The sequence below is a fragment of the Natrinema sp. H-ect4 genome (assembly GCF_041894845.1).
Taxonomy (GTDB): Archaea; Halobacteriota; Halobacteria; order Halobacteriales; family Natrialbaceae; genus Natrinema.
This window is the reverse complement of sequence record NZ_JBHDYC010000035.1, coordinates 1-19,231: the sequence shown is the minus strand read 5'-3', so window position 1 is coordinate 19,231 and position 19,231 is coordinate 1. Positions and strand designations below refer to the sequence as shown.

23 protein-coding genes and 2 pseudogenes are annotated in these 19,231 nt (G+C 60.9%); 15 read left to right on the top strand and 10 right to left on the bottom strand.

The annotated features are described in order from the left end of the window. Positions 1 to 45: 45 nt before the first annotated feature. Together ACEWFR_RS23285 and ACEWFR_RS23280 are read left to right on the top strand one after the other, a co-directional pair. A complete protein-coding gene (locus tag ACEWFR_RS23285) occupies positions 46 to 354 on the top strand; it encodes a transcription factor S (RefSeq protein WP_374063279.1) in 309 nt (102 codons plus the stop codon). A 361-nt stretch (positions 355 to 715) separates the two neighbouring features. After that, on the top strand, positions 716 to 922 hold the full coding sequence (locus tag ACEWFR_RS23280; protein WP_374063278.1) for a hypothetical protein: 207 nt from the start codon (positions 716 to 718) through the stop codon (positions 920 to 922). Between the two features lie 13 nt (positions 923 to 935). Here the strand turns inward: ACEWFR_RS23280 and ACEWFR_RS23275 are convergent, their stop codons facing one another. From ACEWFR_RS23275 to ACEWFR_RS23260, 4 genes are all read right to left on the bottom strand, one after another. Beyond that, entirely contained in the window at positions 936 to 1,745 is an 810-nt protein-coding gene (locus tag ACEWFR_RS23275; RefSeq protein ID WP_374063277.1) for a methyltransferase domain-containing protein, read from the bottom strand. Positions 1,746 to 1,750: 5 nt separating this feature from the next. Continuing rightward, complete coding sequence (locus ACEWFR_RS23270; protein WP_374063276.1) at positions 1,751 to 2,140, bottom strand: nascent polypeptide-associated complex protein; 390 nt, start codon at positions 2,138 to 2,140, stop codon at positions 1,751 to 1,753. 82 nt (positions 2,141 to 2,222) lie between these two features. Continuing rightward, on the bottom strand, positions 2,223 to 3,080 hold the full coding sequence (locus tag ACEWFR_RS23265) for an SDR family oxidoreductase (RefSeq protein WP_374063275.1): 858 nt from the start codon (positions 3,078 to 3,080) through the stop codon (positions 2,223 to 2,225). Positions 3,081 to 3,245: 165 nt separating this feature from the next. Continuing rightward, entirely contained in the window at positions 3,246 to 3,734 is a 489-nt protein-coding gene (locus ACEWFR_RS23260) for a PUA domain-containing protein (RefSeq protein WP_374063274.1), read from the bottom strand. A 194-nt stretch (positions 3,735 to 3,928) separates the two neighbouring features. Between ACEWFR_RS23260 and ACEWFR_RS23255 the strand changes: the two genes are divergently transcribed. After that, complete coding sequence (locus ACEWFR_RS23255; RefSeq protein ID WP_374063273.1) at positions 3,929 to 4,105, top strand: hypothetical protein; 177 nt, start codon at positions 3,929 to 3,931, stop codon at positions 4,103 to 4,105. 134 nt (positions 4,106 to 4,239) lie between these two features. On the opposite strand, the gene ACEWFR_RS23250 is transcribed toward ACEWFR_RS23255, so the two are convergent. Continuing rightward, the gene (locus ACEWFR_RS23250; protein WP_098724493.1) at positions 4,240 to 4,737 is read right to left on the bottom strand and encodes an NYN domain-containing protein; all 498 of its coding nucleotides are present in this window, start codon (positions 4,735 to 4,737) and stop codon (positions 4,240 to 4,242) included. Between the two features lie 72 nt (positions 4,738 to 4,809). Further along, positions 4,810 to 5,634, bottom strand: coding sequence for a M48 family metallopeptidase (locus ACEWFR_RS23245; RefSeq protein ID WP_374063272.1), 825 nt, complete (start codon positions 5,632 to 5,634; stop codon positions 4,810 to 4,812). Positions 5,635 to 5,985: 351 nt separating this feature from the next. Between ACEWFR_RS23245 and dapA the strand changes: the two genes are divergently transcribed. From dapA to ACEWFR_RS23230, 3 genes are read left to right on the top strand one after another with little or no spacing between them, the layout of a single operon-like run. Then, positions 5,986 to 6,912: a 4-hydroxy-tetrahydrodipicolinate synthase gene (gene dapA, locus ACEWFR_RS23240; RefSeq protein WP_374063271.1), complete on the top strand. Its 927-nt coding sequence runs from the start codon at positions 5,986 to 5,988 to the stop codon at positions 6,910 to 6,912. Further along, positions 6,909 to 7,679 (top strand): 4-hydroxy-tetrahydrodipicolinate reductase, encoded by a 771-nt coding sequence (gene dapB / locus ACEWFR_RS23235; RefSeq protein ID WP_374063270.1) that lies wholly within the window; start codon positions 6,909 to 6,911, stop codon positions 7,677 to 7,679. Before dapA ends, dapB begins: the two co-directional genes overlap by 4 nt. Further along, positions 7,676 to 8,512, top strand: a complete 837-nt coding sequence (locus ACEWFR_RS23230) for a 2,3,4,5-tetrahydropyridine-2,6-dicarboxylate N-succinyltransferase (protein WP_374063269.1) — start codon at positions 7,676 to 7,678, stop codon at positions 8,510 to 8,512. Before dapB ends, ACEWFR_RS23230 begins: the two co-directional genes overlap by 4 nt. 1,311 nt (positions 8,513 to 9,823) lie before the next feature. Here ACEWFR_RS23230 and ACEWFR_RS23225 read toward each other — a convergent pair. Next, positions 9,824 to 10,147: pseudogene (locus tag ACEWFR_RS23225) on the bottom strand (transposase); the annotation flags it as partial. 45 nt (positions 10,148 to 10,192) lie between these two features. Between ACEWFR_RS23225 and ACEWFR_RS23220 the strand changes: the two are divergent. Then, positions 10,193 to 10,311, top strand: a pseudogene (locus tag ACEWFR_RS23220) (IS5/IS1182 family transposase); the annotation flags it as partial. A 140-nt stretch (positions 10,312 to 10,451) separates the two neighbouring features. Then, positions 10,452 to 10,625 (top strand): hypothetical protein, encoded by a 174-nt coding sequence (locus ACEWFR_RS23215; RefSeq protein WP_374063268.1) that lies wholly within the window; start codon positions 10,452 to 10,454, stop codon positions 10,623 to 10,625. 151 nt (positions 10,626 to 10,776) lie between these two features. Here ACEWFR_RS23215 and ACEWFR_RS23210 read toward each other — a convergent pair whose 3' ends face one another. Together ACEWFR_RS23210 and ACEWFR_RS23205 are read right to left on the bottom strand one after the other, a co-directional pair. Next, positions 10,777 to 11,646 carry a hypothetical protein gene (locus ACEWFR_RS23210; protein WP_374063267.1) on the bottom strand — a complete coding sequence of 290 codons (870 nt, stop codon included), beginning with the start codon at positions 11,644 to 11,646 and terminating at the stop codon, positions 10,777 to 10,779. Positions 11,647 to 12,061: 415 nt separating this feature from the next. Further along, a complete protein-coding gene (locus ACEWFR_RS23205; protein WP_374063266.1) occupies positions 12,062 to 13,291 on the bottom strand; it encodes an IS4 family transposase in 1,230 nt (409 codons plus the stop codon). 34 nt (positions 13,292 to 13,325) lie between these two features. Between ACEWFR_RS23205 and lysA the strand changes: the two genes are divergently transcribed. From lysA to ACEWFR_RS23175, 6 genes are all read left to right on the top strand, one after another. After that, on the top strand, positions 13,326 to 14,648 hold the full coding sequence (lysA, locus tag ACEWFR_RS23200) for a diaminopimelate decarboxylase (protein WP_374063265.1): 1,323 nt from the start codon (positions 13,326 to 13,328) through the stop codon (positions 14,646 to 14,648). A 10-nt stretch (positions 14,649 to 14,658) separates the two neighbouring features. Further along, entirely contained in the window at positions 14,659 to 15,489 is an 831-nt protein-coding gene (gene dapF, locus ACEWFR_RS23195) for a diaminopimelate epimerase (protein ID WP_374063264.1), read from the top strand. Further along, positions 15,486 to 16,649, top strand: coding sequence for a M20 family metallopeptidase (locus ACEWFR_RS23190; RefSeq protein WP_374063263.1), 1,164 nt, complete (start codon positions 15,486 to 15,488; stop codon positions 16,647 to 16,649). The genes dapF and ACEWFR_RS23190 overlap by 4 nt, the downstream gene beginning before the upstream one ends. Positions 16,650 to 16,775: 126 nt before the next feature. After that, positions 16,776 to 17,390: a hypothetical protein gene (locus ACEWFR_RS23185; RefSeq protein WP_374063262.1), complete on the top strand. Its 615-nt coding sequence runs from the start codon at positions 16,776 to 16,778 to the stop codon at positions 17,388 to 17,390. Between the two features lie 90 nt (positions 17,391 to 17,480). After that, positions 17,481 to 17,675 (top strand): hypothetical protein, encoded by a 195-nt coding sequence (locus tag ACEWFR_RS23180; protein WP_374063261.1) that lies wholly within the window; start codon positions 17,481 to 17,483, stop codon positions 17,673 to 17,675. A 91-nt stretch (positions 17,676 to 17,766) separates the two neighbouring features. Then, positions 17,767 to 17,928 (top strand): hypothetical protein, encoded by a 162-nt coding sequence (locus tag ACEWFR_RS23175; protein WP_374063260.1) that lies wholly within the window; start codon positions 17,767 to 17,769, stop codon positions 17,926 to 17,928. Between the two features lie 43 nt (positions 17,929 to 17,971). Here the strand turns inward: ACEWFR_RS23175 and ACEWFR_RS23170 are convergent, their stop codons facing one another. Continuing rightward, on the bottom strand, positions 17,972 to 18,157 hold the full coding sequence (locus tag ACEWFR_RS23170) for a hypothetical protein (RefSeq protein ID WP_374063259.1): 186 nt from the start codon (positions 18,155 to 18,157) through the stop codon (positions 17,972 to 17,974). Between the two features lie 474 nt (positions 18,158 to 18,631). On the opposite strand from ACEWFR_RS23170, the gene ACEWFR_RS23165 reads away from it, so the two are divergent. Continuing rightward, complete coding sequence (locus tag ACEWFR_RS23165; protein WP_374063258.1) at positions 18,632 to 19,213, top strand: hypothetical protein; 582 nt, start codon at positions 18,632 to 18,634, stop codon at positions 19,211 to 19,213. Positions 19,214 to 19,231 lie beyond the last annotated feature (18 nt).

Here is a 19,231-nt window from a genome sequence, read left to right as displayed (position 1 = left end):
GAAACAGGCCCCTTAAGTCGCTCCACCTCCGTAGCCCGGACAACGATGGAATTTTGCGACGACTGCGGTTCGATGATGAAAGCCGACGACGGGCTCTGGGAGTGTGGCAGCTGCGGCTTTACGAAACCGAAAGGCGACGCGTCCGAGTACACCGTCACCGACGATCAGGAAGCCAGCGAAGTCATCGAGTCCTCCGGCGAGACATCCCTGCCCGAGACGAACGCCGTCTGTCCCGAGTGTAACAACGACCGCGCCCTCTGGTACATGCAACAGATCCGATCGGCCGACGAGTCCGAGACGCGCTTCTTTATCTGTACTGAATGTGAGCACAAGTGGCGCGAGGACGACAACTAGAACCGAACTTTTGCGCTGCGGGCGCGGCTTCGCCGCGCCCTCGGCAAAACTTCGATGAAAAGCACTCCTCCCTCCCCGTTGGGTCGGTCGTCGGCCCGCTCGCTCGGCCTCCGGCCTCGCTCGCGGTCAATAGTTGGGTGACAGCCTGCCCTCCCCCGGATCGCGGGCACCTCGCGATGCTCGGAGCCCGCTCTCGGCCACCGCTCGCTGGTACTGGTCTCTGAATCCACTCAACTCGACTACAAAAAACGGTCGCGACTCACTACTCATTTCACGTGATCGACGACGGAAGCCACGAGGCCTCCTCGAAATACAGTTCCAGTGACAACATTCTTTGCTGTTGGAAAATGTTGTACGAAATATGTCTAGTGAGGGCGAGTCGAACTCTGATAGAATAGTATTCCTACTGGTGATGCCAATTATCGCACTAATACTCGTTCATGTGGACTCTACTCTGATGGATCTTTCCCTCCTTCAGATGGCCGTTTTAGCCCTCTCTATCTCTATAGCACTCCATGAAGTACTACTTCCGGGGATACGGAAAATCCGCGAGAAGACTGACGTGTGATCCTGAAACCGCGCTATTCGTTGCGCGCGATCGTCAGATATCCCGTGTGGCCCACGGGGGCGGTCGACGGCCGCGAACCCCGCTCGTCGAACTGCATCTCGCGCTGGATCGTCTCTCGAGTGGTGACATCGGAGAGGCCGACCTCTCGAGCCGTCTCCGAAACCGCTCGCGTCGACTCGATGAACGGGCTGTAGACCGCGAGGAACCCGCCGTCGACGAGCAGGTCCGGCGCGTGCTCGACCATCGCGGGCGCGTCGCCCGTATCGAGCGTGCACACGTCGAACGACGACGACTCGAGGTCGTCGAGGTGCTCGAGCACGTCACCGGTTCGGACGTCGACCGCGTCCTCGACGCCGCCCAGCGCCATGTTCTCGCGGGCGACATCGGCGAACTCGGCGTCGCGTTCGTAGGTCACAACCGACGCGCCGGCGCGGGCCATCATGGCCGCGAGCACACCGGTTCCGGTACCGGCGTCGAGAACCCGATCACCGCGGGCGATCCCCGTCTCGCCCATCACGAGGCCGATATCGCGGGGAACCATCGGCGCGCCCGTCCGCTCGAACTGGTGAAAGAGATCCGGGCCCCGCAGTTGGCGGACATGAAACTCGTCGCCCAGATGCGTCTCGATGGTGTCGCCCGACTGCACGTCCTCGGGGACCTCGAGCACGCCGAGGTCGGTCCCCTGTTCTCCGCCGGGTTTCACGAGATATTCGCGGTCGTCACGGACGAGCAACACCGGGACGCGGTCGTCGCCGCCCTCGGCCCCCGCGTCGGCCTCCGTCTCGGTATCGGTCCCGTCGTCCGCGTTCTCGTCGCCGCTCACTCGAGTCACTCGAGGGAGGCGACCGCTGCGGCGAGGTCACCGTCGTTGTCCTCGAGGGCCTCGCGAGCCTCGTCCTCGCCGACGCCGGCTTGCGTGGCGACGAGTTCGACGTCGTCGTCCGGAATCGACGGTTCGGCGTCGCTTCCGGCATCGGCGCTCCCGGTGCTTCCGCCGGCGGACCCAGCCTCGACCTCCTCGGGCGAGCCGATGACCTGATAGGTCTCCTGGCCGCGAGCATCCATCTTCGTGACCTCGGCGTCGTCGAAGACGAGGTCGTACTCGTCGGTGCGGATGATGACCTCCTCGGCGTCGATGTCCTCGACGTCGATCCCCATCTGCTCCATCATCTGTTCCATCTTGCGCGGATTGAGTCCGCCGCCGCCTCCTCCAAACATACTCGACACGTCGCCGCGGGTTCCCTTTTACTTTGTCGTTCGTTCGAGCGCCGGGTGGCGAGGACGGGGTGATGAGGAATCCTTACGTCTCGCTCGAGCGCGAGTAGTCCGGGTCGAAGAGCTGTGCCGAGGTCGGTTCGGGATCTCCCTCGGTGAGATTGTACTCGGAGAAGTCCTCGACGCCGGCCTCGCGGAGGAACTCCTCGTCGTAGACGTGATTGCCGGTGAACTCGCCCGGGTCGCGGTTGAGGATCTCCAGGACGGTGTCCGAGACGATTTCCGGCGTGCGCCAGTCGTCTTCGGTCCCCATCTCGAAGTAGCGGGTCGCGCGCGTATCGATCGCAGTTACCGGCCAGAAGGTGTTACAGCCGACATCGTCGGCCGCCAGTTCCTGGGCCAGCGACAGCGTGACGAAGGACATCCCCATCTTCGACCAGGAGTAGGCCGCCGCTCCCGGCGCGCGATCGATCTCGACCGGCGGCGCGTTCGTCAGGATCCAGGCGTCCTCGTCGACGCCACGGAGGTGATCGATGAATCCCCGCGAGACGAGATAGGTCCCGCGCACGTTGACCTCGTTCAGGAGGTCGTACCGGTCGGCCGGAATCCCCTCGACGTCCCCGATCTGGATGGCCGAGGCGTTGTTGATGACGATGTTGATCTCGCCCATCTCGTCGATCGCCTCCGCGATGGCCGCCTCGACCGCGTCCTCGTCGCGGACGTTTAACTGAATCGCGTGCGTGTCGACGCCCTTTTCGGCGCACTCCTCGGCCGTCCTGTGAATCGTCCCCTCGAGGTCGGAGTCCGAATCGTCGACGGTCTTTCCCGTCGAGACGATGTCACAGCCCCGTTCGGCGAGCTCGAGTGCGAGTTGTTTCCCGATGCCTCGCGTCGTTCCCGTGATAAACGCGGCCTGGCCGCTCAGATCTGGCTGCTGTAGCATTCATGTGCACTATGCACACCCACATCTAATAGTCCATTCAAACTCCCGGACCGCCGATCGACGTTTTCGATCCGCATCGACGCACGACCGGGCGTCGTGTTCGAGGAGTTCGACGGCCCGCTCGCGGTCCTCAAACGGTCCTCCGGGTCCTCGAACGACCCTCCGTCACGTCTCCGCTGGCGCACCTTCACGCACGTTCACCGCCATCCCCGTCTCGAAGTCCCGGATCGCCGCGGCGTCGAGACGCGCCGTCCCCACGGCGATCAACTCGCCACGCTCGTGGACGATCAGCACCTCGTCGCCCGGGCGGATCTCGTCGCCGACCTCGAGCACGAACTTCGCGAAGACGTTCTTCTCGTCGCGGACGAACGGCTCGCTCTCGTCGTCGATGACGACGCGATACGCGGGGTGTGCGAGCGCAGCGTCGAGTCGGCGACCGCCCTCGAGTCCGAGGGTGAATCGGCCATCGGTGCCGAAGGAGACGATCCGGCCCGCCTCGGCGTGGACCTGCTGTGGCCGCCCCGAGGTGGTGCGTTTGATCGTCAGCGATTCCTCGGATGGGAACAGGGCTGCACCTGCACCCCGGCCGAACTGGTAGTCGCCGACGGTCCGGAGTTCCGGGAGGCCCGCGCGCCCGTCTGCTGGCTCGCTCATTGACCGGCGTTCGACCCGGTGCGTCGAAAGCCCTTCGACCTGCCGGCGTTGCGATGGTACTCGAGGCCGAATCCGACACCGCGTCCGCCGGGTGAGCCGACAGCTGCTCGCGGCGAATGTCCCAATTGGTTAGAAAACGAATTGGAACGAGATGAGGAATGTTATAATGGTCGATTTATTACTATCGGTATCGCATGGACGTCACGCAAATCGGTCTCGGGGTGACGCTGCTCGTCATCGGGGCCCTGACACTGATCGGGCCGGTCGCACTCGTTTCCGGGCCGCTTACGTACCTCGTTACCGGTGCGACGCTGCTCGTCACGGGGTACGCGCTGTTGATCGGACTCTGGCAGAGCCGGCAGCCGAACTAGGGTCGCTTCCATCCGAACAGCCGTCGGGAACCGAGAGCCGTCCACCGATTCCGGGCAGCAGTCACTGAGAGACGGTGAGACCGGTCTCCCGCTTCAGGGAGCTCGAGCCGACTTCGGTCGGGTTCGTCGACGCCTCAGAGGAGAAACGTCTCGTGGCGGTCGCCGAGGTCAAGGAACGAATCGGCCGCGGCCATGAGTTCCTCGGCCGTCGAGGATTCAAAGGCCATCACCTCGACGCGGACGCCCTCGTGTCGCAGGTGCGAACAGAGCCGCGAGAAGTCGCCGTCGCCCGTACAGAGGACGATGGTGTCGACGTGGTTGGCGAGCGTCACCGCGTCGAGGCTCATCCCGACGTCCCAGTCCGCTTTTTTCGTCCCGTCGGAGAACGTCTTGATGTCCTTGATCTTCGGCTCGAAGCCGATATCGACCAGCGCGTCGAAGAAACTCTCCTCTTCGGGCGAGTCCGCGCGGATGACGTAGGAGATGGCACGCGTGAGCTGGCGGTCCTGAACGGCCTTCTCGAGCAGCGCGGAGTAGTCGATATTCCGGCTGTGGAGACTCTGTGCGGTATGGTAGAGGTTCTGGGCGTCGACGAGAACGGCGACGCGCTGCCCCGGATGAATTTCCGTCATATTCTAGCATGTCGCGCGCGACCATAAAAAATCGCAGCGTTCGCTCTGCTCGCGTTGTGACCGTTGGCGGTCTCAGCTTCGGAGCTTCTGAATGCGCTTTTCCGTCGGTGGGTGGGTCGCGAACAGCGTCTGCAGGAGGCCTTTCTCCGAGTTGAAGATACACAGCGCGCTCATGCTATCGTCGACCTGAGACTCGCGGCCCTGCGCACCGCTCGATATCTTCTCGAGGGCACGGGCGAGCGGGTCACCGCTGCCGATATACTGACGGGCGTCCTCGTCGGCGACGAACTCGCGGTAGCGCGAGATGGCGAGGACGAAGACCATGACGAGCATCTGTGCGATGTTCGAGATGACCATGCCGACGATGATCCCGCCGATGCCGCGCTCGCTACTCATGATGTAGACCATGTAGGCGACCCAGCCGACCATCATCGCGATGGAACTCCCCACCACCATCGCGAGGACGTCGCGGTTTTTGATGTGAGCGAGCTCGTGGGCGATTACACCCTCGAGTTCGTCGCGCTGGAGGAGCCGGATGAGTTCCGTCGAAACGACGACGACGCCCTTGCCCTTCCGACCGGTCGCGAAGGCGTTGGGGACGCCCATGTCCATGACCATCAGTTTGGGTTTTTTGATACCCATATCTCGGCAGAGGGAGTCGGTCATCTGATGGATCTCCTGATACTGGCCGTCTTCGGGCATCGGTTCGGCCTTTCTGGTCGCCGACCACGTCCCGATCTTGTACTGAATAACCGGTAGCACGAGCAGTCCAACGAGGACTAACGGCCACGCGCCGGTGCCGAGCCAGAGCAGCCCGAAGCCGCCGACGAGCATGTAGAACGCGAACAGGATCGAGCCGACGATCGCCATTCGCACTTTCAGTCCGAAATCTGTCATGGGGGATGGTAAGTAACGCTCAGGGATAAATTACGCGAAATTGCATGTCTGGTATTGAATAGCACGGTGTTCGGTCAAAGACACAACGGATAAGTTGGTTCAGATCCACGCATCAGATATGCGCCGCGTCGCTCACCCGACTGTCGGTTCCGTCATGAGCGGCGTCCCCCCTCGTTTTCTCAAACGTAAACGTGCGTGAGTGTGCTCGCGGCGGGCGTGGCATCCCGTCCCGGGTACGATTCGACCGCACGGCCGACCGCACGCAACTGACCACAGATCGCCACCGATCGGAACCGATACACCCTACCGATCGGGGGCCGACACACGATCCACCGACACCACAGTCAACACATGAGTTCAGCTATCGACCTTTCGGGCGTCTTTCCGGCGATGTGCACGCCCTTCGACGAAGACCGGCGAATTGACTTCGAAACACTGCAGGCCGACGCCCAGCGCCTCGAGGCCGCGGGCGTCGACGGGCTCGTCCCCGTCGGCTCTACGGGAGAGTCGGCGACCCTGACTCACGACGAGCACGTCCGCGTCGTCGAGGCGGTCATCGAGGCCGTCGACGACGTGCCGGTCATCGCGGGCACCGGCTCGAACAACACGCGCGAGGCCCTCGAACTCTCCGAACGCGCCGCCGACGCGGGCGCGGACGGCCTGTTGCTCATCTCGCCGTACTACAACAAGCCCGAACAGCGCGGGCTGGTCGAGCACTTCCGGACGATCGCGGACGCCGTCGACCTGCCCCAGATCGTCTACAACGTCCCCTCGCGGACGGGCCGAAACATCGAACCCGACACGGCCGTCGAACTCGCGAGCCACGAGAACATCGCGGGCTACAAGGCCGCAAGCGGCGACCTCGGCCAGATCGGCGAGATCACCGAACGAACAACTGACGAGGACTTTGCCGTGCTCTCGGGCGACGACGCGCTCACCCTGCCGACCATCTCCGTCGGCGGGACGGGAACGATCAGCGTCGCCGCGAACATCGAACCCGAGCGGACCTGCGCGATGGTCGGCGCGGCGCTGGACGGCGACTACGCCCGCGCACGGAACCTCCACCACGAACTCGGCCCGCTGTTCCGCGGACTCTTCGTCGAGACCAATCCGATTCCCGTCAAGGAGGCCATGCAGATCCGCGGCTACGGCCCGGCCCGCATGCGCTCGCCGCTCTCCCGGCTGGCCGACGAGTACCGCGAGGATCTCGAGACCGTGCTGGCCGACCTCGAGCGGGAATCGACCGAAGTGGCGGACGCGGCGGAGGGTGATCGATGACGGTCAGGCTCGGCATCACCGGCGCGACGGGCCGCATGGGCCGGGAAGTGATCGCCGCTGCGGCCGGTCGAGCGGACTGCGAGATCGTCTTCGCCGTCAATCGGGAGCCCGGAGGCGACGCGACCGTCGAGGGGATCACCATCGAGTCCGCGGCCGAGTTCGACTCGCTCGTCGCCGAGCGCGAACCGACCGCCGTGATCGACTTCACCGGCCCCGAGTCGGCCGCTGGCTACGCCACGACATGCGCCGACGCGGGCGTCGCGTTCGTCACCGGCACGACCGGGTTCGACGACGAGGAGTACGAGGCGCTCGAGGCGGCGAGCGAGGATATCGCCATCCTCCACGCGCCGAACTTCGCCCGCGGCGTGCAGGCGCTGGTCAACGTCGTCGGTCAGGCGGTCCGGAACCTGCCCGGCTACGACGTGGAACTCGTCGAGACCCATCACAACGACAAGCGCGACGCGCCGAGTGGCACCGCGAACCGGCTGCTCGAGGAGATCGAAGCCAACGGGGACTTCACCGAGCGCACGCACGGCCGCGAGGGAGAGGCACCTCGTGAGGATGCCGAGATCGGCGTTCACGCGCTCCGCGCCGGCGATATCACGGGCGAGCACGAAATCGTCATTGCGGGCAACCACGAGGAAGTTCGACTCACACATCGCGCCGAGGATCGCGGCGTGTTCGCGGCCGGCGCGGTCGACGCGGCGGTCTGGATCGCTGGACAAAAGGCGGGGTGGTACGATTTCGCGGACGTGATTACGGAATGAGCGCACTCGAGACCGAAATCGACGAGCTGTGGGAGCGCAAGCAAAACGACGAGATCGACGCCGAATCCGCCGGCGAAGACGAATATGCCACCCTCGAGGCCTTCCTCGACGCCCTCGAGTCCGGCGAGATCCGCGCCGCCGAGAAGCAGGGGGGCTCCTGGGAGGCAAACGAGTGGGTCAAGCAGGGGATCCTGCTCAACTTCGGCCTCCGCTCGATCGGACAGTACGACCACGGCGGAACCACGTACAACGACGTCCTGCCGCTCGCGGACTCGAGCGAGTACGGCGACCGCGGAAGCCGCAACACGCCCGACGGAACGGTCGTCCGCCGCGGCGCGAACATCGGCTCGGACTGCATCCTGATGAGTCCCGCGTTCGTCAACATCGGCGCCCGCGTCGGCGACGGCACGCTCGTCGACTCCTGCGATACGGTCGGCTCCTGTGCCCAGATTGGCGACAACGTCAAACTCGGTGCGAACACCCTTATTGGGGGCGTCCTCGAGCCCGTCGAGGGCGCGCCGGTCATCGTCGAGGACAACGTTTCGCTGGGCGCTGGCTGTCGCGTCACGAGCGGGTTCGTCGTCGGCGAGAACAGCGTCGTCGGCGAGAACACGCTCCTGACGCCGCGCATCCCGGTCTACGACCTCGTCGAGGAGGAGATACTCTACGGCGAACTGCCCGCCGACCGGCGCGCGTTCACCCGCTTCGTCGAGTCCTCGATCAGCGACCACGACCTCTTCGAGGGCGGGGCGTACAAGCCTGCCGTCGTCGCGACCGATATCGAGACGGAAACGCTCGAGGCGACCGAACGCGAGGACGCGCTGCGCGAATAAGCAGGTCGGCGACGTAGCGGTTTTTCAGGGCCTATTTCTTTTACTCAGTTCCGATAGCCAAATTCTCTGGGAAACTAGTAGTTATAATATTTGAGATGTTGCGGAGTTAAAGCAGGAACGTCATGTAAATTTCGGTATATCGGATAGAGAAATTGCTGAGAACCAAGATATCCATTCTATTAGAGTTTTATAAGACAGATCGATATTTTAGATCCACGTTTCACGTCGGTTGGGAAGTACCGAGTGTTTAGGTAAGTCCAGCGCAGTCAGCTACTGTCGCACAAGACCCTGAAATAGCCGCGAGTGCGGTATGAGGCAGGCAGGTATGCATAAGTGCGAGGATACAAGCGGGCGCTCCGACATTCGACCCTGCGCATACCGCAACTCCGAGCGAACAATACCCAGCGGCTTCCTTCACGTCATATAGACATGCGAACATATTCCCTCCCCCGCACGATCCCATCGCGGTTACGGGGGTTTGGACACCGACGGTTCGGACATTGTTAAATTCGGAATCCACGATGTAGGTGGTTCCTCGGGTTCTCACGGTGTATTCGCCTCGTTCAGAGTGGCTTCCGGGTTTGGTGGTCGCTGTATATAGGGCATCTTCCGGGAGCTCAGCCTTTGATGAGATAGCGGTGTTTAATTTCCGCTTCTCAATTCTGGATGGCTCCCGGTTGAAGTTCGCTTCACCCTTGGGACTGACCCTTAAGTGTGCCGTCGTCTCTTCAGGCCATCCCACAGCACCACTGATTGACTTGCGCTGGTAAGGGCTTACCTCAGCTCTTTCGAGATCATAAACAGCAATCTCGACCGAACCGTTGTGGTAAACTACGGTGAGTTTCCCTACTTCAGTGGGAATCTGAACTGACCGACTCAGTAGGTCACCATCCAGAAGAATTTTCGTTCCTTTTGCCTGTTGGCGGTTCACTTGGGGTGAGTTCAACAAGAATAGTGCAGTTCGAGCGGCGCGTGTGCGCAAGCTTTGAGCAACTTTTTGTTGGCTCACTGAATACGTTTTCTTCTCTAGTTCGTTATTGCTGGAAGAGCTACCCAGTGCAGTACCTGCAAATCCAGTTAAACCGATTGCTGACGATGATACTATCTTCAAAGTACTTCTACGGTTGATGTTGTTATCAATCATAGAGTGCAATTTTCTAGTTAAAAGTTAGTATACAAATAAGTTATGAGATTGAATAATGGTGAAGACTGACGACCGGAGAAATCGAGAAGGGCGCCCCATCTTCAGGCAGCTGACGTCAATACCGACAGTACTCTCAGCACTGGGTGGCCGAAACTACGTACTCATACTCAAGGACATAAGTACGTGAACACATTCGGCGGCTCGATGTCATCAAGCGCAGTGAGTGCAGCCTCACGAAGTTCATCTAATGTGTCGAAGAGACGGTTTCCAAGAGCCTGATCGAGGCGTCGCCAACACTCTTCCGCGGGGTTCACCGGAGCTGAACCCCGCGGAAGGTAACACAGTTCGATTGGTGTGTCTTCGACGAATTCCTGCACTGCGTTAGCCGTAAAATATGACGCGTTATCCAAGACAACACAGGTTTTCTCGCCAAATTCGGTCTGGAGTGCATCAAGTAATCGGATCGTCGTGTCGCTGTTGAAGTTCTCTTCGCCTCTCAGTCATGCTCTATCCTAAAGATTATTTAGCCGACAGTATCAACAACAAAGCGCTTGTTCGGCGTTGCGGAGCGAGCGCTGGGCTGGTATCGTCAGTTCCGTGAAATTGCCCTGATGTTCGCCTCATCAATATAGAATCGCTGTGTGGGCCTCTGTAACCATGATACAGCAACTCTTCAACAGAGCAGTTTCGGGGACCATTGACGCGTTGCTGGATTCAACAAAGGATCGGTTACAAGGCCGCAAAAAGACCGAGCAGAAGAATGGATTGTGATATACTGAGCGCCGAGTGTTGTTGATGGACGACGCCGACATTACCGGCGAACCGTGTGGAAAAGAGGGAATCGCAGACAGGCGACGTTCACGGATGAGGATATCACCAGAGACAATGTTTTCCCTGAGAAGGGTTCTACTCTCGCGGCCTAACTTAGATGGAGTTGAGGGGCAGTTGGAAGCAGTGTCTGGATACTAGTGAGTACGTCGGTCAATCGGTCGTCGGTTATATCCTGGAGACTACGATTGAGGAATTACCGAAGGTGTCAGGTGTCATCTGACGTTTTATTTCATGGTTATAGGCGATTTATGCAGACAATTCTAATCGTGTTGGGGAGAAGAAATTCATCTTATGGGGTACGAAATGCGAGCACAAGGAAGACAAGGCCGAACAGGCCGACGAGTGAAGCGGCCCAGTACAATACTACTGCGCCGTCCCCTCCCTGTTGGAAACCAAGATATCCCAATCCGATGGCACCAGAAAGTGCGCCTCCGCCAAAAATTCCAAGCGCAATTCGCTCGCCACGTTCCGGTGGATTTGATGGTTCTGACTGACTTTCCATACTACTCTTGAATACCGGTTTTGCCTCCTCATAGACTTCCCATGGAATTGAGACGAATACTGGAGATGTAACTACGACCGTTTCATTGATGAATGACGGTCTGAGAATCGCTAAATCACCCAATTTATGAACGTATAGAGTTTTAAGACCATCAAGATTGAAGGTCTGTCCATTAATATGAAATGTCTGTGTATCAGTATTGATTTTGCCCTCTGGGGCGGAAATGTTCATTCCCACCGTGGAAACTAATGTACCACCGATGAATATGATACCCATAATCAACGGATGGACGAGAAATAACCCAACGAGTATCAACGCTCCAAATATGGCGCTTGCAGCGAGTTGTGGTTTACCAAGTCGGTCATACCCCGCCCGGTCCAAGACACCTCCTAACAAGGGACGCTGTTCGCGATCTAACAATAACGGTAAGAGATACAACAAAGAGAACGGACCGCCGATCAAAGTAAACAGTACGACCACCGCAAGAAGTCGATAATTACCGACCCCAATTAAAGTAACTATTGACAATAAGAAGAAGAGTACCGGTAATGCTGCCACTCCTCCAAAAAGCCCTACCAGAAGATAGAGACAGAATCGACCCACTTTTGAGGATGACACAGTCCGTGACCAAGTGATCGTATCCGGGAAATCTGTCACATTTCAAACTTCGTCTCAGAGGCACATAAATCCACGTAAATTGAAATACAATTATAATGTTTATAGTCTCAATCTGAGTTTTAGGACACCGTATAATACTCCCCCCGAGCATTATTCATTGTCTCGCTAGTGAGCTAGACGCATGACTGACGAGGTTCATAGAGTCGCTCGCGAATTGGAAATTGAGTAATCGCTAGGTGGAGGGTATGAGAGGGATTCCATGACACGCTGGTCGTGGTAGTAGCAGTGGAGGAAGCCACGCATCATCTCTGGTGGCTCGTGTTCGCCTCGTCTTCGCCGGGGCGAACACGTCGAACCCCTAGATAAACTTGAAGGGGATATGTTCAAACAACGCTCACGTCACAGTCTCCACGACATTGAAGAACGTCTCTACTGAAGGATCATCTGTCCTTAGCTAAGACTCACACCTCGGTCGTATAACGGAAGTGAGCGTCTCTTGCAAGATCGGTCGTTGTTGGTTGATCTTCTGTGCGTCTTCGATCAGCCGCTCCAACAGTGGCGGTAGCGAGTACCCGAGATACTCACCAAGTCCGTTGAGGATGTACTGGGCGTGCGACCGGAATGTCGCCGCCCAGCGTTCCGGTGAGAATACGATCTCATCGTCAGCCTGCTCGATCCCCAACTCTACCAGATCACGACTCACTAACAGCGACAGAAATGTCGCATACAGCAAGATTTCCACAGCAACAGGATTGCTCATATTGAACTCGTCCAGTTCGCACTGGGTCTTCAGTTTACGGAAAAGCGTCTCTACCTCCCACTGACACCGATATAGCGTAGCTAGACCTGCTCGAAAGAACTCTTCTCTCGGCAGATTTGTGACATACAGGTGGTAGTCGCCGTCCTCATCCCGGACGCCGACGACGCGGAATTGCTTCGTGCCCAGCGACCGTGTTTCCTCGTATTGACCCCGCTTGAACTCTGCTTTGACCTCCAAGTCGATGTACTTCCGCGAGAGGTCATTGACCACATCGTGAATCTGCTCGCCCAAGGGAATGACGCGGCCGCGCCATTCCCGTAACTCCTCCGTTAACACCGGATTCGCATACTCTTTCAGCCGACTCACGAAGTAGCCGCCGTTCTCATCAACCAGCGCGAAACGGCGGTACTTGAAATACGCTAGATTGAGCAGAACGATTCGTCCACACAGCCATGATCCTGTCTTGAACAACATGCTGTCGTGCGTTTTCTCGTCGGTCACGTCGATCCTTTCGATCGTCTGGTCGGTGGCATTGTGGAGCAGGTGGAACTTCTCTCCAGCTTGCTCCGCGTGGCGGGTTTGGAACTGCTCTAGGTGGAACTCGTGCAACCGCAACACCGTGCCATCAGCGATCATCACGCCCCTGAATCGGTCGATATCAGTGTCAACAGCATCGGGAACAGCGAACTGGTTTGGCACGGTCTCGACGAGGTCGCGGAGATACTCTGCGAGTGACGGCGTCAACCGGTGATAGAAGCCGCTGGGGGAGATCGTCTTATCAGCCGTCGAGTTGTAGCTGCGTCTGAAGTCAGCGAATGTTCGGCTCTCGACTGCGGCGAAGCCGAACACGAGCGCCCACACGAGAACATGAACCTGAAGCTTGCCCTCTCGCTCGACCACGCCGAGTTCCTCGGCGCAACCCAAACGCTTGAATCCTCGCGGTTACTTGCACACGCTAATGACTGACGCCGTGGCTTCGCTGCCCGTCCGCCGCCTCTCCGACTGGGACGCGGCCGAACTGCACGCGCTCGCCGAGGAGTACGGCTCGCCGCTGTACGTTCTCGACCTCGAGCGAGTTCGCGAAAACTACCGGCGACTCGAGGCCGCCTTTCCGGACGCCGATATCCTCTACGCGGTGAAGGCGAACGCGCTGGGGGACGTCCTCTCGACGCTTCGCGAGGCGGGGGCTGGCCTCGAGTGTGCCTCTGCCGGGGAGGTAAAGCGGGCGCTCGAGGCCGGCGCGTCGGGCTCGGAGGTCCACTACACGGCGGTCAACCCGCCCGCGGGCGACCTCGATTGGATCGTCGACGCTTGGGCGGACCACCCCGAACTGACCGTCACCGCGGGCTCCGAGGACACGATCGATCGGCTGGCCGACCGCGGCTACGACGGACGGCTCTGTCTGCGGGTCAACCCCGGTATCGGTGCCGGCCACCACGAGAAGGTGCGGACGGGCGCTGCGGCGAAGTTCGGCGTCCCCGCAGAGCGTGCGGTCGACGTGCTCGCGGACGCCGCCGAGCGCGGCTTCGACGTGGTGGGGATCCACGCTCACGTCGGTTCCGGCGTCTCGAGCGATCAACTCGAGGCCCACCAGGAGTTCGTGGCACGGATGGGCGACCTCTCGAGGGAGGGAGCCGACGCAGTCGGTGACCTCGAGTTCGTCGACGTCGGCGGCGGGTTCGGGGTTCCGTACCGCGAAGCGGAGGAACCGCTGGACCTCGAGTCGGTCGCGGACGCCACTCGAGACGCGATCGGCGAGATCGACGCCGAACTGGCGATCGAGCCCGGTCGCTACTTCGTCGCGGATGCGGGCGTGCTCCTCACCGAAGTGAACACCGTCAAGGACGCCCGCGAGACGACTGTCGCCGGCGTCGACGCGGGGATGACAACCCTGATCCGGCCCGCGATGTACGACGCGTACCATCCGATTCGGAACCTGACGGCAGCTGGTGATGACGACCGCAAACGGATCCCGCAGACCGTCGCCGGCCCGATCTGCGAGAGCGGCGACGTTTTCTGTGCCGAGCGCGAACTACCGGTAAGCGAACGTGGGGATATCCTCGCAATCGGCAATGCGGGGGCCTACGGCTACGAGATGGCGAACCAGTACAACTCCAGACCCCGGCCCGCGTCGATCGTCCTCGAGGACGGCGACGTTCGACTCGCCCGTCGCCGCGAAACGGTCGACGACGTGACGCGAGCGGAGCGCGAGGCACGGAGTGCCCCGAGCGCGGACCGAAAGAACGACCACGGCCGAGCGAGCGACATCGATAACGACTGACGAGAGCACGATGAGCATCCCATTCCAGAAGTACCACGGCACCGGCAACGACTTTCTAATTATCCATGCGGACGAACACGTCCCGGACCGGGGTGCCCTCGCCGAGCGCGAGTGCGACCGGACGGACGGCGTCGGCGCCGACGGGGTCCTCTTTCTCGCTCCCGAAGAGACGTTCAACCCGCCGCGCGTCGTGATGACGCTGTTCCAGCCCGACGGCGTGACGGCACCGATGTGCGGCAACGGCGCTCGCTGTGCCGCAGAGTGGACGATGGACCGGACCGGGACCGACAGCGTGATGATCGACACCCAGGCGGGCACCCTGCGCGCCGATCGCGACGGCGAGGACATCGTCATCGAAATGACCGGCCTCACGTTCGACCCCAGCGAAATCCCGGTCGTGGCCGACGAACCGGTCTTCAACGCGGAGATCGAGGGCCTCGAGGTGTCGGTCGTCAACACCGGCGTCCCCCACGCCGTGAGCTTCGTCGACGATGTGGACGACGTCGACCTCGAGGAAATCGCGCCGCCGGTGCGACACGCCGACGTCTTCCCCGACGGAACGAACGTCACCGTGGCCAGCCCCGACGGGTCGGGTGGCTTCCGCCAGCGAACCTACGAGCGCGGCGTCGAGGGTGAAACCGACTCCTGTGGCACTGGTGCGGTCGCCGTCGCGGTCGTGGCCCGTCGTCTCGGACTCACCGACGCCGACCCGGTCGACGTTCACCCGCCGGGCGGCCATCTGCGAGTGAGTTTCAACGACCGCGGGCGTCCGACGCTCGCCGGGCCGGTCGAACACGAGTTCGACGGCGAGGTGGCCGTCGAGCCGCCGATCGAGCCGTGACGGACGGTCGTTCCGCCGCCGAACCAGACGGCGACGACGCGTTCGACCCCGTCGCGTTTCTCGAGGGTGCCGTCCAGCATCCCTCCCACGAGGCCGTCGGCCCGATGCGCGATTTTCTCTGCGAGACGCTCGAGGCCCGGGGTATCGAGCCCCGCGTCGACGACGCCGGGAACGTGCTGGCGAGTCGCGGACTCCCGGCGGGCGACGCCGAGACACACGTCGTGTTGAACACGCATATTGATACGGTGTCGCCGCACGTCCCCTACAAGCGCGACGGTGGGGAGGGCGCTGACGGTCCAAACGTGATTCGGGGCCGGGGCTCCTGCGACGCGAAGGGGCCACTCGCGGCCATTCTCTCGGCCTTTGTCGCGGTCGAGCCGACCGAGAGTCGAGTCACGCTCGCGATCACCCCCGACGAGGAGGTGCTCTCGACGGGAGCCGACGCGCTGGTGTCGGGCGACGAGTCACCCGTTCGAGACGCGGACGCGGTGATCGTCGGCGAACCCACCGACCTCGACGTCTGTACGGCCGCGAAGGGGCGATTCCAGGGGACGATACACCTCTCGGGAGCCAACGCCCACGCCGCGGAACCCGAGACCGGGAGCAACGCGGTCGCCGCCCTCGAGCCAGTCCTCGAGGCGATTCGAACCTTCGACGAGCGCGCGGACGCGCCGCCAGCCCACCCCCGACTCGGCGCGGCGACGCTGACGCCGACCGTCGTCGAGGGCGGCGAGGCGACCAATCAGGTGCCCGCCGACTGCGCGCTGACGATCGATCGGCGGAACGTCCCGCCCGAGACGGCCGCGGAGTTTCACGAAGCACTGACGGCACACCTGCGGGCCGCCGTGCCCGATGATATCGGCCTCGAGTTTCGCTTTACCGACCGGCCGACGCCGTTCCTTGAGGCCTGGGACACCGCTCCCGACGCAACAATCGTCGAGGCACTCGCGAGCGCGTCCGGCGGCGAGGTGCGTCCGTTTACCGCGGCGACGGAGGCCTCGTACTTCGCGGCGGACGCGCCGACGGTCGTCTTCGGCCCCGGCGTGCTCGCTGACGAGGGGGGAGCCGTCGCACACGCTTCGCGGGAGTACGTGCGGGTCGCAGACGTCCGCGAGGCGGCGCGAGCGCTCGAGGCGACGCTGGTCGAACTGGTCGGGTGAAGGTGATCTCGGTCGGCATCCTGGTCGCGATCCCGCCATCCGGTTGCGATCGTTGGGGCACAACGAACTATCACCGACTGTCGGTATCTGACCTTTTAACCGCCGCGTCGGTGTACGAGGGGGTCCATGAGTAGCGATCCGGACGCCGTCTCGCGGCCGGCGGATACGATGCGCGAACGCGTCGGCGAAACGCGCGTGAAGATCTGGTTCCTGATCAGCGCGAACCGCTGGCTCGTCACCGGCGTCATTCTCGCGAGTTCATACACACTACTCCTCGTCTTTCACGTCTTCGGCCCGACGACTCCACAGCGGTTCGTGACGACGGGGAGCGTCTCCTCGCTGTTCAGTTCGATTATTATCGCGACCGTCACGAGCGTTACCCTCGTCCTGTCGGTGTCGCAGTTCGTCCTCGCGGGAGAGATCGGCCCGCTCGGACAACAGCGCGAGCGAATGACGAACGAGACCGAGTTCCGCGAAGAGGTCGAGGACGCCGCGGGGATCGGCGTGAGTCCGGTCGCGCCCTCCCGATTTCTCCGGACGCTCATCGAAACGGCCGAAACGCGCGCGATAACCCTCAACGACGCGGTAACCGGCGACGCGGGTTCGGCACAGTTCGAAGAGATCGCCGCGTTCACGGACGGCCTCGTCGAACACAGCAAGACGGTCAGCGACGACCTGCGAAACGCAGATTTCGACACGTTCGAAACGCTGCTTCCGGTCCTGAACTACAACTACTCCTAGAAGATCTTCACCGCGCGAACGCTCCGGGACAAGTACGACGAGTCGCTGTCGACCGAGGCCGCGGCGGCGTTTGACGACCTGATCGATGCGTTGCGGTTCTTCGGCCCGGCGCGCGAACACTTCAAGACGCTCTACGTCCAGTGGGAGATCATCAATATCTCTCGAGCAGTCCTCTACGGCGCGATGCCGGCGCTAGCGATCGCGTGCTACATGATGCTCGAGTTCGACCCCGCGAAGGTCACCGGCGCGGCATTCGGCGTCAGTACCGCCTATAGTAGCCACTGAAACGATTCACACACTGATCGGACAGCTGTCGGTCGATCAGATATACAATGACTTTCAGTGGCTACTATACCTCGTCGTCAGCGCTCTCTACGTGGCCACGCTCGCCCCGTTCGCCGTGTTGCTCGCCTATCTGCTCCGCGTCCTCACGGTCATGAAGCGAACGCTCGCCATCGGCCCGTTCATCCTCCGAGGGACGGAACAACTGGAAGCAGTGCGTCAGGAGGAGTCGACCGAAATCCAGTCGAACCGGTGACCGCGTTGGGAAGCGGTGACTGGAATGTAAGGATACTACCCGTTCACTTCGCGTCGGCCGGGCGGCCGGTCCTCGTCGCGACGAGCACGACGGCCGTCAGGAAGAGAAAGATCGTCGTCGAGAGGAAGAGCGCGACCGCGGGCGGCACGTTCGATGTCACGACGCTCGTCAGCGGTGCCATCAGCCCGTACGCGAGGAGGGCAACGATCACCCAGAGGAGATACTCCATACGTTATCCTCGCGTAACCAGAGTCTTTTCCTACTCAGATCCGTCTCGTCTCCGTCGGCGATGTCGGTGAGCGGACGACGCGAACAGCACTCTGTCCACCCTCAACGGAATTCGAAAATCATTGCCGCGATATGATTTTCAAATGGCACACATGCGGAACTAATTGCGATCCAGGTAACACTATCGAATACGACCGAACGGGTATTAGACCTAGTTATAGCCACTCTCGAGCTGAATCAGCGGTAGCATTCTGCTAACTGTATCAAATTGAATTATTACTGTCTTCTAGAATAGGTCTCTAGACGACAATTGTCTGTATAACTATTTTTGACTCTATTCACAGGGAGAACTGGAGTGTCTAATGAGGGGAACATATCGAAACAGAATCGGATGGGGGAGTATTGGATGGGAGAATATTGGATGGGAAAGCGTCGAATGGGGGAGTGACGCCTGTTGGTCCCGGTGGGAAAACGAATGACTCTCGAGACAGTCGGTGAGCATTCTATCGACAGTACCGACGAATCGTCCGACGGGTTGACGCAGGATGTAGCGTTCACCATGTTGAGCTGTCGTCGACGACGATACATCTTGCACTATCTCATGCGAGAGGACCGTGAGGTATCGCTCCGGGAGCTATCGATGCAACTGGCCGCCTGGGAGAACGACGTCCACAGAGACGCCGTAACGCACAAACAACGGATGCGGGTTTACACGGCGCTCCGGCAGTCGCACCTGCCGAAGCTGGACGAAAACGACGTGGTCGAATTCGATTCGTCCGCCGGCGTCATCGAACTGACCGACGACGCCTCCGAACTCGAGGTTTACCTTGACGTCGTCCCGCACGATGAGATTCCGTGGAGCACGTATTATCTGGGACTGGGGAACATCTGTGCTGGGGCAGTGGTGCTTTCCTGGGTCGAGATATTCCCACTTTCGGCCCTTCCCGAACTCGGGCTCGCCGCCCTCGTCACAGCGTTGTTCGTCGGCTCCGCGATCGCGCACCGATATTACGAACGCCAGAACCGGCTCGGTTCGGCCGGGGAGCCGCCGGCCTGAGGTGGGAACGATGGTCTC

What these genes read in the sequence shown, in the direction of transcription:
- ACEWFR_RS23285 (WP_374063279.1), top strand. Translation starts at nt 46, where the DNA reads ATGGAATTTTGCGACGACTGCGGTTCGATGATGAAAGCCGACGACGGG.
- ACEWFR_RS23280 (WP_374063278.1), top strand. Translation starts at nt 716, where the DNA reads ATGTCTAGTGAGGGCGAGTCGAACTCTGATAGAATAGTATTCCTACTG.
- ACEWFR_RS23270 (WP_374063276.1), bottom strand. Translation starts at nt 2,140, where the DNA reads ATGTTTGGAGGAGGCGGCGGCGGACTCAATCCGCGCAAGATGGAACAG.
- ACEWFR_RS23265 (WP_374063275.1), bottom strand. Translation starts at nt 3,080, where the DNA reads ATGCTACAGCAGCCAGATCTGAGCGGCCAGGCCGCGTTTATCACGGGA.
- ACEWFR_RS23260 (WP_374063274.1), bottom strand. Translation starts at nt 3,734, where the DNA reads ATGAGCGAGCCAGCAGACGGGCGCGCGGGCCTCCCGGAACTCCGGACC.
- ACEWFR_RS23255 (WP_374063273.1), top strand. Translation starts at nt 3,929, where the DNA reads ATGGACGTCACGCAAATCGGTCTCGGGGTGACGCTGCTCGTCATCGGG.
- ACEWFR_RS23250 (WP_098724493.1), bottom strand. Translation starts at nt 4,737, where the DNA reads ATGACGGAAATTCATCCGGGGCAGCGCGTCGCCGTTCTCGTCGACGCC.
- ACEWFR_RS23245 (WP_374063272.1), bottom strand. Translation starts at nt 5,634, where the DNA reads ATGACAGATTTCGGACTGAAAGTGCGAATGGCGATCGTCGGCTCGATC.
- dapA (WP_374063271.1), top strand. Translation starts at nt 5,986, where the DNA reads ATGAGTTCAGCTATCGACCTTTCGGGCGTCTTTCCGGCGATGTGCACG.
- dapB (WP_374063270.1), top strand. Translation starts at nt 6,909, where the DNA reads ATGACGGTCAGGCTCGGCATCACCGGCGCGACGGGCCGCATGGGCCGG.
- ACEWFR_RS23230 (WP_374063269.1), top strand. Translation starts at nt 7,676, where the DNA reads ATGAGCGCACTCGAGACCGAAATCGACGAGCTGTGGGAGCGCAAGCAA.
- ACEWFR_RS23215 (WP_374063268.1), top strand. Translation starts at nt 10,452, where the DNA reads ATGGACGACGCCGACATTACCGGCGAACCGTGTGGAAAAGAGGGAATC.
- lysA (WP_374063265.1), top strand. Translation starts at nt 13,326, where the DNA reads ATGACTGACGCCGTGGCTTCGCTGCCCGTCCGCCGCCTCTCCGACTGG.
- dapF (WP_374063264.1), top strand. Translation starts at nt 14,659, where the DNA reads ATGAGCATCCCATTCCAGAAGTACCACGGCACCGGCAACGACTTTCTA.
- ACEWFR_RS23185 (WP_374063262.1), top strand. Translation starts at nt 16,776, where the DNA reads ATGAGTAGCGATCCGGACGCCGTCTCGCGGCCGGCGGATACGATGCGC.
- ACEWFR_RS23170 (WP_374063259.1), bottom strand. Translation starts at nt 18,157, where the DNA reads ATGGAGTATCTCCTCTGGGTGATCGTTGCCCTCCTCGCGTACGGGCTG.
- ACEWFR_RS23165 (WP_374063258.1), top strand. Translation starts at nt 18,632, where the DNA reads ATGACTCTCGAGACAGTCGGTGAGCATTCTATCGACAGTACCGACGAA.